Genomic DNA, 17,109 nt, shown 5'->3' on the forward strand with positions numbered 1-17,109 from the left:
CTCCGTTTAGTTGTTGTCGATTAATTTAATCGCATGATCTAGGACAGCGCTTCCATCAATGCGGCCATAAGATACCGCATCAATGACATCGACAGGGACGCCGAGTTCTTGTCCGGTCTTTTCGAATTTCTTTTTCATAAACCGCATTTGTGGCCCAATCAATAAGACGTCAGCTTCTTTCATATCTTCAGGTGCTTTGTCTTGAGCGACCGCCCAGATCTTTGTGTCGAGTCCGCGTTCTTTGGCGACCTCTTCCATTTTTGATACGAGTAAACTGGTAGACATACCTGCTGAACAGGCGAGTAAAATTTTCTTCATGTGAATCATCCTTTCAAATGTGATGTGGTTTGTTGATAGTTCAAGTGTATGGGATAAGCGCTTTCATTACCACGTGTTGTTTTTCCGTATCCTTACGGAAGTTTTCTAACCCTTGCTGTTGCAAGGGAAAAGTGAGGTGAGTGAGATTTCCTATTAGATGAAAGGGAAAAAATGCGGTTAGTGTTCAATGTCCTAGTCAGATCAATCAAGTGAAAAAATCAAACGAAAAAAGTGAAATTAATACATGGGAAAGTAACAAAAAGAAAGGGCTTTCTATTGACTTTTATAAAAAGGTTATTTAATATTAAATTATTAAGTTATCGATTAACTAATTGGAGGTGACCTGATGAATAAAGAAGAAATCAAACGAGAATTAACCGAAACAATCTTGCCTTTTTGGATGAAACTAAAAGATGAAAAATATGGTGGACTATATGGTCGCGTATCGTATGATTTGGAAATCATTGAGGTTGGAGAAAAAGGTGGAATAGCGGCGGCGCGCCATCTATGGGCGTTCTCAAGCAGTTACCGTGTATTGAAGGACCCGGCTTATTTAGAAATGGCGGACCATATGTATCAATTTATTAAAGAGAAGTGTTTAGACCGTGAATATGGCGGCGTATACTGGATGCTTGATTACCGTGGACACGTTATTGACCATCGCAAACATATTTATGCACAAGCGTTTATGATTTATGGCTTAAGTGAGTATTACCGTGTCACAGAAAAACAAGAAGTACTAGACTTAGCTTTTGAACTTTATCGCTTAATCGAAGATAAAGGTTTTAACGAAGAAAATGGCGCTTATAAAGAAGAATTTACGCGCGAGTGGAAAGAAGCGCCAAATGTGATGTTAAGTGAAAACGGTGTGATGGCAGATATTACGATGAATACACATATTCATATTTTAGAAGCGTATACCAACCTTTATAAAGCGGCGCCATCGGCAGACTTAAAAGCACGGTTAGAATACTTACTAAAAATCCATTATGAAAAAATCTATCAACCTGATCACTTCTTGGGTGTATTCTTTGACCGAGACTGGCAAAGTATCATCGATTTACAATCATTCGGTCATGATATAGAGGCGTCCTGGCTAATGGATGAAACAGTAAAAGTGCTAAAGTTGGAGGAGCCAAAATATGACCAAATGATCACAGACATTGCGCGCAATATTCTATCAGTGGCGGTAAATGAAGACGGCTCCTTACAAAACGAACGTGAAAACGGCGTCGTTGATGAGACACGCATTTGGTGGGTTCAAGCAGAAACAGCCTTAGGATTTTATAATGCCTATGAAAAAACAGGTGATATAACCTTTAAACAAGCGGCAGAAGCTTGTTGGGATTATATCGTTCGTTATATGAAAGACACGCGCCCTGGCAGTGAGTGGTACTGGTCATTAAATAAAGACAATGTCCCAAATATCCGTGAAATTGCTGAGCCGTGGAAAGTTTCTTATCATAATACTCGGAGTTGTTTAGAACTTATTGAAAGGATGGATAAACAATGATTCATGAAAAATATTTTGAACTAAAAGACAAACAAGAACAGTTACTGACAAGAAAAAATGAGGTAAACGAAGACTTTTATAACGGTATTTATGACCGCTATCAATATCCGGTGATCACACGTCATCATGTACCGATTCACTGGCGATTTGATTTGAATAAAGACACGAATCCGTATTTCCAAGAACGTTTAGGGATTAATGCGACACTTAATCCAGGCGCGTTGTATCATGACGGAAAATATTATCTCGTCGTTAGAACAGAAGGGTTAGATAGAAAATCCATTTTCACATTAGCTGTAAGTGATAATGGTGTCGACAATTTCCGCTTTATCGATACCCCGCTCGTCTGGGAAGATGTTGATCAAAAAGAGACGAATATGTATGATATGCGTCTAGTGAAACATGAAGACGGTTATATTTATGGCATTTACTGTTCAGAAAGTAAAGACCCAGATGTACCGGCAAGCGACACATCCAGTGCCATCGCTCAAGCGGGGCTTGTTAGAACGAAAGATTTAAAAACATGGACCCGACTTCCAAATATTAAAACACCATCCCCGCAACAACGTAATGTCGTGCTTCACCCAGAGTTTGTTGATGGGCAATATGCGTTTTATACGCGTCCGCAAGATGGATTTATTTCAACCGGTTCTGGTGGTGGTATTGCTTTTGCGTTATGTGATGATATTGAAAATCCAGTGATCACAAAAGAAGAAGTGATTCATGAACGTGAATACCATACGGTCTACGAAGTGAAAAATGGCCAGGGTCCAGCACCGATTAAAACAGATAAAGGCTGGATTCATATTGCGCACGGTGTGCGTAACACGGCTGCTGGTTTGCGTTATGTCTTATATGTACTGGTGACAAGCTTGAGTGATCCAACGAAAGTCATTGCCGCACCAGGTGGGCACTTTATCGCTCCTTATGATGAAGAACGTGTGGGAGATGTCTCGAACGTCATTTTCTGTAACGGTGCTGTTGTGAATGAACAGAATGACGTCTTTGTTTACTACGCATCAAGTGATACCCGGATTCATGTCGCTAAGACGACAATTGATAAATTGTTGGATTATGCGTTCTATACACCTGAAGATGATTATCGTTCACTAGATAATGCGAAAGCAAGAAAGACGTTAATTGAAAATAATGAAAAGTTATTAAGTAACGAGTAAACAAAAAATATCCCACTCAAATTACACGCGCTTTATTGCCTTATGGCCTAAGGTTTGGTACTATTAAGGGGTATTCATATAGTTAATTAACTAAGTTCATGTACTTAATAAAGTTATAACTTAGGTTGAAATTTTAAGGCGATAATGGATGGACGTTTGAAGATGGGATGTGTTGAAGATGGCGAATGTAACAATGAAAGATATCGCTGAAAAGATTGGTGTCAGTAGTGTCACAGTATCAAAGGCATTAAATGATAAAGAGGGCGTTAGTGATGCGTTAAAAGATAAAATAAAACAACTTGCAGATGAGATGGGCTATCGTTATAATACGACCGCAAAATCGATGAAGAATGGCTTAACCTATAATATTGGGGTCGTGATTCCTGAACGATTTTCAGGTGGAATGTCTCAATCGTTTTATTTCCGGGCGTATCAACAAGCCGCGCGTGTGTTTGAAAAATACGGTTATTACGGAATTATGAACATCTTAACGGATGCAGATGAAGAAGCGCTGAAATTACCACGTTTGTATTATGAAAAGAAGGTCGATGGCTTTATTTTCTTAGGTCAACTCTCGAGTGACTACATTAACTTAATCAAAGAAATGGACATGCCAAAAGTGTTTCTTGATTTCTATGATGAACATGATGAAATTGACTCGGTCATTACGGATAACTTCTTTGGGGCGTATGATTTAACCAACTTCTTGATTAATAAAGGCCACACAGATATTGGCTTTGTCGGTAACTTGCATTCAACGAGTAGTATTCAAGACCGTTATCTCGGTTACTACAAATCGCTGTTAGAACACGGGAAAGACCTTAACGCGGATTGGATTATCAATGACCGTGATAAGCGCGGGAAATACATTGAATTTAAGTTGCCGAAAGAGATGCCCTCAGCTTTTGTCTGTAACTGCGATCAAGTCGCCCACGCATTTGTAAATCGGTTAAAACAAGAAGGGTATCGTGTCCCGGAGGATGTATCCGTGGTTGGTTTTGATAATGATATTTATGCATCGATTACTGAACCGAATTTAACAACTGTTGAAGTCGACATTGATGAAATGGTGGCTGAAGCCGTCAAAGTCATTATTAAAAAAGTTCAAGGTAATAAGAAATGTTACGGAAGACAATCGGTTAAAGGGAAGATTGTTAAACGTGACTCTGTATCAGACAAAAGACAAGGGTAATGCTCTTGTCTTTTTGTCTTTAGGAAGGGTGTGAAGATCATCGGTACAAAAGTCGTTGAATGGACGTTAGCGGTCTATCACTACATCATATTAGCGCTCTATTTTTGGGTTGGCATATTAAGAGGATTAGTTCTCTATGGCGTCACGCCAGCATGTGTAAGTCTGTTTCTTACGTATGAAGCGATGAGAAACTATGAAGAGGTTGATGAGAAATATATTAAACAACAATTTTTCAAGCATTACCGAGATTATGATCACTATAAAGTGTGGTCATTTCTGCTAAGTATCGGTCTGTTGTTGTTGACGGCACTTTTCACTTTTAGTTTATCGCATGGTGTTTCGCTCGTTTTTGTCGTCGTGATCATTTATTTCTTATTATTGTTGATTGGTGCGGTGAGTTTTACGTTTTACAGCCTAACGACCCATAAAAAAGCAGGCCGTATCGCATTTGCGGAAGGTTTTGTAGAAATGATTAAACAAATAAAAATAACCGTGCCGCTCCTTATTGCGGTCGTCGTGTTACTTGGCGTTCTTTACTATAATGCGGTGCTCTTTCTCGTTGTCTTTCCTGCGGGGTATGCGGCGGTTGTTACAAGTTTGTTAAATAGATCAAGTCAAAGTTAAAGCAATCGATGCGATTGCTTTTTTCTTTTGCTTAAATGTCCTTATGATAGTGCTCCTATTAAATCGCTAGGCTGTGTGTAGGAATTTGATAGGAGTTCCTGGTGTGGGACGAAAGGGTAGAGTGAAGGAGGTTAAGTAATTAATTAAGTGAATATAGAATTGTTTACTTTAAAAAAATAGCTATTATAAAATAAGTATGCGTTTAAAAAAGTCTAAAAAAAGTTTGCCTCTTATAGGAATCGCACATCTTGTATAGTCAAGCATTGCAGTGGCACTGTTAGTGACTTTGTTGCTTTATTAAGTAAAATTACTTAATAAATTTTATGTAATTAAGTAATATGTTAAATTATTTTCTGAAAAACTATTGACGAGTAAACGTTTTCAATATACAATATACTTATTAGCTTAGCGATAACTTAAAGTTAAGTTGATAATAGTTTTTAAAGAAAAGAAAGGGTGTTTAATTATGGGTAAAAAGTTAATGGTTTTATTAATGAGTCTGTTTATGCTAGTTGCTTTAGCGGCATGTGGCGGAGATGACGATACGTCAGGTTCAGACGATACTGGTTCAGATAATGAATCAAGCGAAGATGTACCAATGTATGAAGCTTGGAAAGACATGGATCCTGAAGAAATTGAAGGGGATTTAACGGTCATTACAAATCGTACAGATATTGTTGACGATGTCTTCCAAGATTATAAGGAACAGTTTGAATCGAAGTATTCGAATGTAAATGTGACGTTCGAAGCATTGAATGATTATGGTGGTGATATTATGCCACGTATTAATACGCAAGATTTCGGTGATGTTCAATATTTACCTACTGAGTTACCTATTCAAGATATTCCAAATTTCTTTGAGCCGATGGGCTCATTAGAAGAAATGCAGGAAAAATACTTAGGCGTTGAAGAACGTGCAGTTAATGATACCGTTTACGGTATTCCGATTGCGGTTACGTATACAGGGGTTATTTATAATAAAGCTGTTTTTGAAGAAGCTGGTATAACTGAAATACCCCAAACTCAAGCAGAATTCTTAGAGGCGTTACAAATGGTGAAAGATAATACGGATGCCATTCCGCTATATTCAAACTATGCAGACGCTTGGCCATTAACGCAATGGCAGGGAGCGGTATCAACGACAGCTGGTACTGAAACTTACTATAACATCGATATTTTAGACGATCCGCGTCCATTTGAAGCGGGGGATCCGCACTACGATCACTACAAACTTATGTATGATGTGGCTGAACAGGGGTTAATTGAAGAAGATCCACTTACAACAGATTGGGAAGCTTCTAAAGTTATGATGAATGAAGGCAAAATTGCGACAATGGTTCTTGGTTCTTGGGCTTTAGGTCAAATTCAAGGAGCAGGTCCGAATCCTGATGATATCGCAATTATGGCTTATCCTAATGATGCAGATCGAACATTGTTCTCTCTAAGTGGTGATTATAATATTTCTATTAGTAAATTTAGTGAAAACAAACCGGCAGCTTTTGCATGGGTTGATTGGTTTATTAATGAATCAGGATACTCTGTGGAACAAGCTGGTGGTATTAGTGCAGCTAAAGATGTGCCACTTCCTGATACATTAGCGGATGCTAAGGCAGCAGGTGCTGAATTTGTTATGCTTGAGCCATCTCCTGAAGAATTAAAAGGTAAATTAGACGCGATTGATAAAGAATCAGAAGTTGGCCTTTGGGCACAAGACAAGAAACAAATCTTAGTCGAAGCGGCTATTGGTAACCGTGACATGTCATTTGATGATGTAATGAATGACTGGAACGACGCATGGGAAGCGGCTTACAACAAGATTATGGAATAAACCATATAACATGTAAAACCGATGAAGAAGGAGTGCTACTCGTGCTCCTTTTCTCATCATTAAAAGATAGAAAGAACGCTTGCGGCTAGAGATTAGGCATTAGGAGGTGCGGACCCTTGTCGAAAATTAAACAAATGATCAGTAAGCTAAGCTTTTCTAATATTTCTTATAAAGCTCAGCGTAATATTATTATCGTGTCGTTTTTAGCAATTCCGATGGCACTGCTTGTAACGTTCGCATTCTTACCGGTAATCAATATGTTTTGGTATAGCTTTACCGATTGGAATGGTTATAGTGAGATGAATTTTATTGGGCTTGAAAATTATAAAACGATTTTTACAAATCCAGAGTACTTTGCGGTATTTAAAGTAAGTTTGTATTATTTCTTCGCAACGTTTGTCCAGCTTGGGATTGCTTTATACTTTGCGACGATCCTTAGTTTTGAAGTGAAGTTCAAAAACTTTTTTAAAGGCGTTTTGTTCTTCCCTTACTTACTAAATGGTGTTGCGATTGGTTTAATGTTTTTATTATTCTTCAGAGCTGATGGGACTCTTGATACAGTCCTTCAAGCGATTGGCTTAGGACAGTATACGCAAAAATGGTTAGGGAATCCTAATTTGATTAACTACTCATTAGCGGGTGTGTCAGTCTGGCGTTACATGGGTTTTAACTTTATTATTTTCCTCGGGGCGATTTCATCGATTCCGAATGAGATTTATGAAGCGTCGGAGATGGATGGTGCCAATCGTTGGCATCAATTCAGCTACATTATTTTACCAAGTATTAAGATTATTATATCGCTAAACTTAATTTTAGCAGTCAGTGGATCGTTAAGTGCGTTTGAAATTCCGTTTATTATGACCGGTGGTGCTAATGGTAGTGCGACTTTTGTTATTCAAACGGTTAATACCGCGTTTAAATACGGAAAAATCGGTCTCGGTTCAGCGATGGCGGTTATCTTGCTCTTTATCGTCGTTATTGTAACAGGGATTCAAAGAAAATTATTTAGTGAGGGGGATGAATAAGGTGGAGAGTAAACGTGTTTTAGGAAAAGTGTTTAAGTATTTTACACTGTTACTTGGTGCAACCTTCAGTATCATTCCAATCTTAGCGATTTTCTTTGCGTCATTTAAGACGGGGAATGAATACGGCTCAACAGGTGCCTTAGCCTCACCAGAGAACTGGTTGAACTTTGAAAATTACACACGGGCCTTTAGTGAAGGGAATATGTTAGTCGGTTTTAAAAATACCGTGATTATTCTCGTTATCTCTGTGATTGGTACGACATTAATCGGATCAATGGTCGCGTTTGTGTTGCATAGATTCACTTTTAAAGGTAGTAAATATATTTTAGGTGCTTTCTTACTGGCGACGCTGATTCCGGCAGTTACTACGCAAGTGGCAACATTCCAAATTGTGCACCGCTTAGGTATATTTAATACGATTTTTGCACCAATTGTTCTATATCTTGGGACGGATATTATTGCTGTCTATATTTTCTTGCAGTTTATGGATTCGATCTCCATTTCACTCGATGAGTCAGCGATGCTTGACGGTGCGTCTTACTTAACGATTTACCGGAAGATTGTTTTACCGCTCTTAAAACCAGCGATTGTCACGGTGTTTATTATTAAAGGTGTAAACGTCTATAACGACTTCTATACCCCGTTTTTATACATGCCAAAGACCGATTTACAAGTAATTTCAACGTCGCTCTTTAAGTTCCAAGGACCTTTTGGGGCGGAGTGGCAAGTCATTACTGCTGGGGTTATGATTGCGATTATTCCTACATTAATCGCCTTTATTTTCTTACAAAAATATATTTATAACGGATTAACGAACGGATCGGTTAAATAATCGATACTGAAAGGGGACATTTATTATGACAAAAGTTAAAATAATAGCTGATAAAATTCATGCAATGCCTTGGGAGGATAAACCGGCAGGATTAAGCGCGCCTGTTTGGCGTCACAGTCAAAACCCAATTATTAAACGTAACCCGGCAAAAGGGATTGCTCGTATTTTTAATAGTGCGGTTGTTAGTTATAACAATGAATTTGTTGGTGTTTTACGTGCTGAAACGATCGATGGTCGTCCACATTTACACTTAGGTAAGAGTCAAGATGGTTTGAACTGGGAGATTGAAGAAGAAAAAATTCCATTCGTTGATGAGGAAGGTAACAGCTTCCAACCACCGTCAGCCTATGATCCGCGGTTACTAAAAGTAGAAGGAACGTATTACATTATTTGGTGTACGGACTTTTATGGTGCCGCGATTGGTGTAGCAAAGACAGATGACTTTAAAACATTTATCCGTTTAGAAAATCCGTTCTTACCATTTAACCGAAATGGGGTATTATTCCCACGTAAGATTAATGGTAACTATGTGATGTTGTCTCGCCCGAGTGACAGTGGTCATACGCCGTTTGGTGATGTGTTCTTAAGTGAATCACCAGATATGACGTATTGGGGTAAACACCGTCACGTGATGACAAAAGGTGGCTACGGTTGGTGGCAAAACGTGAAGATTGGTGGCGGTCCAGCGCCGATTGAAACGTCAGAAGGATGGTTGATGTTCTATCACGGTGTGACAGGCACATGTAACGGTTTTGTTTACTCAATGGGTGCGGTGATTTTAGACTTAGAAGAACCTTCAAAAGTAAAATACCGTTCGAAAAACTTTGTGTTAACACCGGAAGAACAATACGAAACAACAGGTTTTGTTGATAATGTCATCTTCCCTTGTGCGACACTACATGATGCCGACACAGGTAAAATCGCTATCTATTACGGTGCAGCTGATACGTATGTTGGTCTTGCATACACAACCGTTGACGAAATTGTTGAATATGTGAAGGAAACCTCAGAAAACGTAGCGGATGATGCAGAGATAGGAATCAAGTGATTAATCAAAGAGACTAAGGCACCTTGTACTGGGTGATTGGTCTCTTTTGCTTTAAATTTAATCTATTAAAAAATTGTAAAAAATTGATATCATCAATATAAGAGGTGTAAAAATGGAAAATAAAAAACCGAATGTTATTTTAATATTAACGGATGATCAAGGCTACGGAGATATTGGCATACATGATAACGAGCATATTGAAACACCTACGTTAGACCGTTTAGGAGAAAATAGTGTAAGATTTCATAATTTCCATGCCTCGCCTGTTTGTGCTCCAACCCGAGCTTCTCTGTTAACAGGAAGAAACTTCTTAAAAACAGGTGTTTCTCATGTTCATGGTGGTAGAGATTTTGTAAATATTGATGAAGTAATGCTACCAGAGGTTTTAAAAGACAATGGATATAAGACTGCTATGATGGGAAAATGGCATTCTGGTAAAACGAATGCTTATTTACCCTACAATCGTGGCTTTGACGAGGCATGGGTTGCTACCTTATATCAACATTATAATTGTAGAATGGATTATAACGGTCATATGGTTGAGACTAAGGGGTGGACAACGGATGTTTTAACTGATTTAGCTATTGATTTTATTGATGACAATAGTGAACAACCTTTTTTCTTGTACTTACCCTATTTAGGTCCTCACGAACCTTGGGAAGCGCCTGATTCGTATGTAGATAAATATCAGGCGAAAGGTTTATCGAAAGGTTTATCAACAATATATGGAATGGTTGAACAAATTGATCAAAACGTTGGTAGACTTTTTAACAAATTAGAAGAAAAGAATATAATGGATAACACACTAATTATTTATATGAGTGACAACGGTCCAATTGGCGACTGTTCTATAAATGGTAGTTTGACTCAAGCTGAAATGGATTTAAGAAACCCACCAAATATGAGAGGAAATAAAGGGACTATATGGGAAAATGGTTCGCGAGTACCTTGCTTTATTCATTACCCTAAGAAGTTCAAACCGCGCTTAATAACTGACTTTGCTAGTTGTATGGATATATTCCCAACGATTTTAGATATGACAAATTCAAATATGTTGAACGAGTCATTAAGTATCGATGGACTAAGTTTAATACCGACTTTAGAAGGTGATTCCGATGTCCCTAATAGATTTCTATTTAATGGTACGCATGAAACTTGGTGGGAAGGTAGAAATGAAGAGTGGGAAGTTATGCCCGCTAGTGAAAAACTGACATTTGAACAACAAAGAGAAAATATTTCTGTCAGAGAAGGGAAATATAAACTGGTTAAGACAGGTCTAGATGCTTATGAATTGTTTGATATAGAAGAAGATCTTCAAGAAACGAGAGATTTGTCTTTAGACTATCCTCAAAAAACCGAGGAGTTAAAAGCTGCCCTAAAAGAATGGTATGTCGATTTAATTCACTCGGGTAGATCGCACCAAATCGCAACGTTTTATATTGGCTATAAAGATGAAGACAGTACATTGATTCCAACATATGCGCCCGTACATTTAGAGGGGCAAGTAAAAGCATCTAGTCATTTTACGTATAATTGGACCAGTGCAGGCGATGCCCAAATTATAAATGTAGACATCCTAGCGGATGATTATTATAAGCTGTCATTTAAAGGTAAGGTTATAAAGCCAAACACTATAATTAATGTGCAAATAGGCGAACAAAAAGTTGAAGAAACACTTCGATTGAACGAACAAACGGAGTTAGGCGTTGTGAAATTACCAAAAGGTAAAACGTATCTTACTATTTCATTAAAAAGCACATCAGAAGGTGAGGGTGAAGCAATCCAATTTGGTTATCCTGCAGATGGTATTGTTATAGAGAAAGTCAATAGAAATTAAGAAAGGCTTACCTATTATTTAGTAAATAATAGGTAAGCTAATTATATATAAAAGGGGGGAGAGTGATATAGATGTTTGGTGATATAAATAAATCAATAGGGCTGATGGTAAAAACGGTAGAAGAAGCTTGCAATCTAGCGTGTGATTATTGTTACTATAGCAGGTGTGGGGGCCTTGTGAAAGATTTAGGTACAATTGATGTGGATTTAGTAGATGTCATTATTAAAAAAACGATATCAGAAGGTTACAACATTATTAATTTTGTTTGGCAAGGTGGGGAACCGTTACTTGCTGGATTGGACTTCTTTGAGCGAGTAATGGCTTGTCAGAAAAAATATTCTAAACAAGGAATAACTTTCACAAATGCCCTGCAGACAAATGGAACATTAATCACAAAGCGATGGGCTATATTTTAAAAATATGGGGTTATTGTTGGCGTGAGTCTAGATGGTACAGAAGAAATAAATGATAAGCGAAGGTAGATGCAGTTGGTAGAGGAAGTTATAACCGTGTTATGAAGGGTATAAATTATTTGAGAGAAGAGGGAGTAGCATTTAATGTATTAACCGTTGTCAATCAAGAGAATGTTGACAGAGTTGATGATTTAATGATGTTTTTTGAAGAGCAATCCTTTGATTTTATCCAATTTTTACCTTGCATGGACTTTAGTTCACATGATGCGAGTCAACCAGGAGTCTATGAAATAACACCAAAACAATACGGGGATTTTCTTTGTGATCTTTTTGATCATTGGTTTAATGAGGGACATCCAAATACGTCTATACGTTTTTTTGAAAATATGTTGGCTTTTTATTTGAATCGACAACCAACTGTCTGTATCCAATTGGATAAATGCCCACTAAATTTATTAATAGAACCGAATGGAGATGTCTATCCATGTGATTTCTATATAGATGAAGAATACAGGATGGGAAATATGCTTGAAGATTGTTTCACTGATATTATTCAACATGATCACTATAAGAAATTTCAGCAATTAAAACCAGCGCTTTCGGATGCGTGTCAATCGTGTGAATACAAAGGATTATGTAACGGTGGTTGTCCGAGAAATCGTGTGATAGGTTCGTCAATGGATAAGCCAAAGGATTACTTTTGTGAGAGTTATAAACAGGTTTATAACTACGCAGATCAACGTATGAGAGTTGTGGCGGAAAATATAAAAATAGTGTGGTGGAAAGACTATTTAGCACGGGGCAATAATCTTCCAAATAGAAATGATCAATGCATATGTGGAAGTGGTAAAAAATATAAAAAGTGTTGTATGAATATGGTAGCTAGTGAGACAGAAAAGATAGGACTAAAATAGAATGGGAATGACTAGTATGAAATTTATTAAAGGATTTACATTTGGTTGGGATAGTAGGCGGGGCGACTTTTTAAAAGAAGAAGCAAAAGTAAGTTTACGTCTAATGCAAGAGCGCACGGCGAGTGATACCGTTATTATAGCAATCAGCGCCCTACAAGAGACGGCACATACGACGGAAGTAGATTACTGGGGTGAACATATGGTCAGTGATCAAGAGCTCATCGGCATGATTGATTATGCAAAAACTCTAGAATTAAGGGTCATCTTAAAGCCAACCGTAAACTGTAAAGATGGTACGTGGCGTGCGCATATTAACTTCTTTGATTTGGATGTTCCGTGTGAACCAAAATGGTCCGATTGGTTCAAGTCTTACATGGCGTATCAGAAACATTATGCCAACATTGCTGAACAAACAGGTTGTGAGATGTTGATTGTGGGTTGTGAAATGGTCCAAACAGAAAGACGAGCAGAAGAGTGGCGTGCGCTCATTCGTGACGTAAAGGATGTTTATCATGGCCTTGTTAGCTATAACACGGATAAATATCAAGAGGGTCAGGTTCGTTTTTGGGATGCGGTTGATGTGATCTCGTCAAGTGGTTATTACCCGACAGGTGAGTGGGAACAAGAACTCGACCGCATTGAGAAGGTTGTGAAAGCGTACGATAAACCGTTCTTTTTCGCAGAAGCAGGCTGCCCAAGTCGAACGGGTTCAAGTCAGATTCCGAATGACTGGGGCCATGTAGGTGACGTTAACCTTGAAGAACAAGCATGCTTTTATGAAGATATGTTTTTGACGGCCGGAAAGCGTGACTTTGTGATGGGGTTTGGTCTTTGGGACTGGAATACATTACTACACACGCTAGATGAAGCCAAAAAACATGATGGTTATGGCGTCTACGGGAAACCGGCTGAACGTGTGATTTTTGACTATTACAATAAGAAATGAGGAAACGATATGCATCTTGATTTACCAATAGAACAGCTAAAACATTATCAAGGCAAGAATCCGAAGCGACGGATTTTGATCAATACTGGTCACAATCTTTGGCAGAACTTGAGGCGTTATCACTTGATTACGAAGTAGTAGAGGCGGACTTTCAAGTTGAAGGTGTGACACTCTATCATTTAACTTTTACCGGGATAGGTGGCGTGAAAGTTCATGCGAAATGGGCTAAACCGCATCAACCAACCGGGCAAGCTGTTGTCATGTTTCATGGTTACGGCGTAGATAGTGGGGACTGGCTTGACAAGGTTGCTTATGCGAAAGAAGGCATCCATGTTTTTGCGATGGACTGTCGTGGTCAAGGTGGTTTAAGTGAAGACTCGATCGTCACGATTGGACCGACGGTACGTGGACATATTATCCGCGGGTTAAAAGATAAAAATCCGAAAAACCTTTACTATCGATCGGTATTTTTAGATACAACCCATCTTGTTAAAATCGTGCAGTCGATGGAAGATGTTGATTCAAATCGAATAGGGTCCTACGGACAAAGTCAGGGCGGTGCTTGGCGCTCGCGGTCGCAAGTCTTGTGCCGGAGATTAAGAAAACATACAGTGTGTATCCATTTTTAAGTGACTATAAACGTGCGTGGGAGATGGATGTCACAAACTCCGCTTATGAGGAGCTTTCGTTTTACTTTAGAAATGTTGATCCGATGCACCAATTTGAAGACGAGACCTTTTTAAAATTAGGATATATTGACTTACATCACTTAGCGCCGCGGATCGAGAGTGAGGTCATTATGGTAACGGGGATGCGAGACAATATTTGTCCGCCATCGACACAGTTTGCGGTCTTTAACCACTTGCAAACGAAAAAGACGCATCACTTATATCCGGAACATGGTCATGAGTTTATCCCGCATCACGCCGATGAAGCATTTCAGTTCTTTAAAGCCCTTTAATGTAAAGAGCTGTTTATAAAAAGAATTGACATATGACGTGTGGTATGATTAGGGTGAACCATAATTAAACAAATAATGAACAAAGTGAAAGAGGCAGCCATCCGATTGATGTCTGCCTCTTTCTGTTGAAGTTTAAATTCTTTTGACCGGTGGGGTTACCGGTCATGTATGTTAAAAGGGAATAAGCTATTTTTTTGTTAGTGTAAAAATGTGTGATTGATAGTCACCAGGGTGTTCGCGGCCCCAATACTCATTGGCGCGGTCGGTGAAGTCATCCGCAAGAATAATGCCATAAGCCATCAGTTCTGATCCGTAGTATTCTTTATTTAACGGTGCCACGTGATACAAGCAGTCTTTATCAAGACCGGTTAACTTAATCCGCTTATAGCCTTCGTTTGGTTTAGCGAGTACTTTATAGTACCCAACTAACGCCTCTGACTGGTCATGACTGACGACCATCCAAGCCGTTTCATTTGATTCAAACGGACTAAGCAGTCGGTGGAACGTCCCATGACTGATAAGTTCGCGATAGAGTTTAAAGAAAGTGACTTGTTTTTTCACAGTCTCTTTTTCGGCGGCTGTTAATTCCGTGACATCTAACTCATAACCAAACGTGCCGAAATAGGCTACCTCCGCTCGTGTTTGAAGCGGTGTGCTTCTTCCGACTTGATGGTTAGGAATTTGTGACACGTGTGAACCAATCGCAGATAATGGGTACACCATTGATGTCCCGTACTGGATTTTCAGTCGTTCTACCGCATCGGTATCATCGCTCGTCCATGTTTGGGGTGCGTAATAAAGTAAGCCTGGATCAAAGCGACCACCACCACCGGCGCATGATTCGAATAAAATCTCAGGATATCGAGTGGTCAGCTTTTCGTATAATTTATATACCCCGAGAATGTACCGGTGAAAGGCTTCGCCTTGTGCCTGCGGTTGTAATGTGCGTGAATAGGCTTCCGTGATGTTCCGGTTCATATCCCACTTAATATAACTGATCTCGCTATCGTCAATAACCGCTGTCATTAATTGATAAATATGTTCAATGACCTCGTCACGAGAAAAATCTAGGACGTATTGGTTTCGTCCGTGTGATGGTGAACGGTCTGGAGCTTCTAGTAGCCAGTCAGGATGATCTTCATATAACTTAGTTCCATGAGAAATCATTTCAGGTTCAAACCATAAACCAAAACGCATTCCAAGCTCAGTGACTTTCTTTGATAAGGCACTAATGCCATTCGGTAGCTTATCGTGGTCGACAAACCAATCACCAAGCGAAGTGGCGTCATCATTACGTTTACCGAACCAACCGTCATCTAAAACGAACAGTTCAATCCCTAAGTCTTTGGCTGATTTCGCAATCGTTAAAATTTGTCTTCGTCAAAATCAAAGTAAGTCGCTTCCCAGTTGTTAATTAAGATAGGACGTGTTTTATCACGCCAATAACCGCGCGCTAGACGCTTTCGATAAAGGTCGTGGAATGTTTGACTCATACCTGATAAACCTGCTTGTGAATAAACCATCACGGCCTCAGGCGTTGTGAAGCTATCACCAGGGGTGAGTTGCCAAGCGAAGTGAAACGGATTAATCCCCAGTGAGACACGACTCACGTCGTATGTATCCACTTCTACTTGTGCTCTAAAGTTGCCACTATAGACAAGGCTAAATCCATACACTTCCCCGGTTTGTTCCGTCGTGTGTGGACGTTTTAAAGCGATAAATGGATTATGGACATGTCCAGATGCCCCGCGATTACTTGAAACGGACTGCACACCTTTTTTAAGAGGAGAAACACCCACGTGTGCCTCTCGTGCCCAGGCGCCATTTAATTGAACCATCTCAAAATTGTCATCCGGAAAGTCTATGCTCAACGACTGTGCCTCAGAGAGTGTATAGGTGGCGATGCTGTTGTTGATGAAATGACTGTGACGCGTGATCACCGCACGGTCAGTATAAATCGTATATGACAGTTCTAACGTCACATCAATCACGTCATCAACTAACGTAATGATCAGTGTCTCTGCTTCATCCTCTCTTTCGACGTAGGTATGTGGAAGACCTGATAGGGTGGGCTTGCCTTTTATGATTCTATAACTATCATAACGAAAATCGGTGATGTATGACCCGTTCGGTTGTTCAATCGTAAAAGCGGGATAACGGAAGTCCGTTGTTCCGTAACTGGGGTATTCTTGTTTGATATGTTCAAATGATGATGTATGGTCACCTGTGAAACGGTTCGTTGATGGGCGAACCTCGCGTTCAATTAAATGGCTGAAATCTGAGCGGTGATGTACCGCTTCGCCGTAATAAAGATGTTCGAGTTGCGCGCTTTTCTCAAGCACCCTAAAAATATAGCTAACATCATTATTGGTTAAATGAAACGAAAGAGTTGCATCATTCACGTGAATTGTCATATAATCACCTCATAAAGTTATTTTAAAGTTATCGATAAGTTACTTTATAAAATATTTTAACATAGTCAA

At 39.2% G+C, this 17,109-nt stretch carries 13 protein-coding genes and 2 pseudogenes; 13 read left to right on the forward strand and 2 right to left on the reverse strand.

The window, feature by feature from the left end; translation table 11 throughout:
• Window positions 1-6: 6 nt before the first annotated feature.
• Window positions 7-318, reverse strand: a complete 312-nt coding sequence (locus JCM19043_RS02430; RefSeq protein ID WP_062319683.1) for a PTS sugar transporter subunit IIB — start codon at window positions 316-318, stop codon at window positions 7-9.
• 346 nt (window positions 319-664) lie between these two features.
• Here JCM19043_RS02430 and JCM19043_RS02435 point away from each other — a divergent pair, with 346 nt between their 5' ends.
• From JCM19043_RS02435 to JCM19043_RS02495, 13 genes and pseudogenes are all read left to right on the forward strand, one after another.
• On the forward strand, window positions 665-1,831 hold the full coding sequence (locus JCM19043_RS02435) for an AGE family epimerase/isomerase (protein ID WP_062319685.1): 1,167 nt from the start codon (window positions 665-667) through the stop codon (window positions 1,829-1,831).
• The gene (locus JCM19043_RS02440; protein ID WP_062319687.1) at window positions 1,828-3,006 is read left to right on the forward strand and encodes a glycosidase; all 1,179 of its coding nucleotides are present in this window, start codon (window positions 1,828-1,830) and stop codon (window positions 3,004-3,006) included. The genes JCM19043_RS02435 and JCM19043_RS02440 overlap by 4 nt, the downstream gene beginning before the upstream one ends.
• 178 nt (window positions 3,007-3,184) lie before the next feature.
• On the forward strand, window positions 3,185-4,198 hold the full coding sequence (locus JCM19043_RS02445) for a substrate-binding domain-containing protein (RefSeq protein ID WP_231631365.1): 1,014 nt from the start codon (window positions 3,185-3,187) through the stop codon (window positions 4,196-4,198).
• 30 nt (window positions 4,199-4,228) lie between these two features.
• On the forward strand, window positions 4,229-4,822 hold the full coding sequence (locus tag JCM19043_RS02450; protein WP_062319689.1) for a DUF624 domain-containing protein: 594 nt from the start codon (window positions 4,229-4,231) through the stop codon (window positions 4,820-4,822).
• Window positions 4,823-5,288: 466 nt separating this feature from the next.
• Complete coding sequence (locus JCM19043_RS02455; protein WP_062319691.1) at window positions 5,289-6,650, forward strand: ABC transporter substrate-binding protein; 1,362 nt, start codon at window positions 5,289-5,291, stop codon at window positions 6,648-6,650.
• A gap of 134 nt (window positions 6,651-6,784) precedes the next feature.
• Entirely contained in the window at window positions 6,785-7,675 is an 891-nt protein-coding gene (locus tag JCM19043_RS02460; protein ID WP_062319794.1) for a carbohydrate ABC transporter permease, read from the forward strand.
• Window positions 7,668-8,507: a carbohydrate ABC transporter permease gene (locus JCM19043_RS02465; protein ID WP_062319693.1), complete on the forward strand. Its 840-nt coding sequence runs from the start codon at window positions 7,668-7,670 to the stop codon at window positions 8,505-8,507. The genes JCM19043_RS02460 and JCM19043_RS02465 overlap by 8 nt, the downstream gene beginning before the upstream one ends.
• Before the next feature lie 25 nt (window positions 8,508-8,532).
• A complete protein-coding gene (locus JCM19043_RS02470; RefSeq protein ID WP_062319695.1) occupies window positions 8,533-9,555 on the forward strand; it encodes a glycoside hydrolase family 130 protein in 1,023 nt (340 codons plus the stop codon).
• A 112-nt stretch (window positions 9,556-9,667) separates the two neighbouring features.
• Window positions 9,668-11,392: an arylsulfatase gene (locus JCM19043_RS02475; protein ID WP_062319697.1), complete on the forward strand. Its 1,725-nt coding sequence runs from the start codon at window positions 9,668-9,670 to the stop codon at window positions 11,390-11,392.
• Between the two features lie 71 nt (window positions 11,393-11,463).
• Window positions 11,464-11,808 (forward strand): radical SAM protein, encoded by a 345-nt coding sequence (locus tag JCM19043_RS02480; protein WP_062319699.1) that lies wholly within the window; start codon window positions 11,464-11,466, stop codon window positions 11,806-11,808.
• 98 nt (window positions 11,809-11,906) lie between these two features.
• On the forward strand, window positions 11,907-12,719 hold the full coding sequence (locus JCM19043_RS02485; RefSeq protein WP_062319702.1) for an SPASM domain-containing protein: 813 nt from the start codon (window positions 11,907-11,909) through the stop codon (window positions 12,717-12,719).
• A 16-nt stretch (window positions 12,720-12,735) separates the two neighbouring features.
• Window positions 12,736-13,665 carry a hypothetical protein gene (locus tag JCM19043_RS02490; RefSeq protein WP_062319796.1) on the forward strand — a complete coding sequence of 310 codons (930 nt, stop codon included), beginning with the start codon at window positions 12,736-12,738 and terminating at the stop codon, window positions 13,663-13,665.
• Window positions 13,666-13,674: 9 nt separating this feature from the next.
• A pseudogene (locus JCM19043_RS02495) lies at window positions 13,675-14,626 on the forward strand (acetylxylan esterase).
• A gap of 186 nt (window positions 14,627-14,812) precedes the next feature.
• On the opposite strand, the pseudogene JCM19043_RS02500 reads toward JCM19043_RS02495, so the two are convergent.
• Window positions 14,813-17,040 (reverse strand): annotated as a pseudogene (locus JCM19043_RS02500) (alpha-galactosidase).
• Window positions 17,041-17,109 lie beyond the last annotated feature (69 nt).

It is taken from the genome of Halolactibacillus sp. JCM 19043, from assembly GCF_001310395.1.
In the GTDB taxonomy this organism is placed as follows: Bacteria; Bacillota; Bacilli; order Bacillales; family Amphibacillaceae; genus Halolactibacillus; species Halolactibacillus miurensis.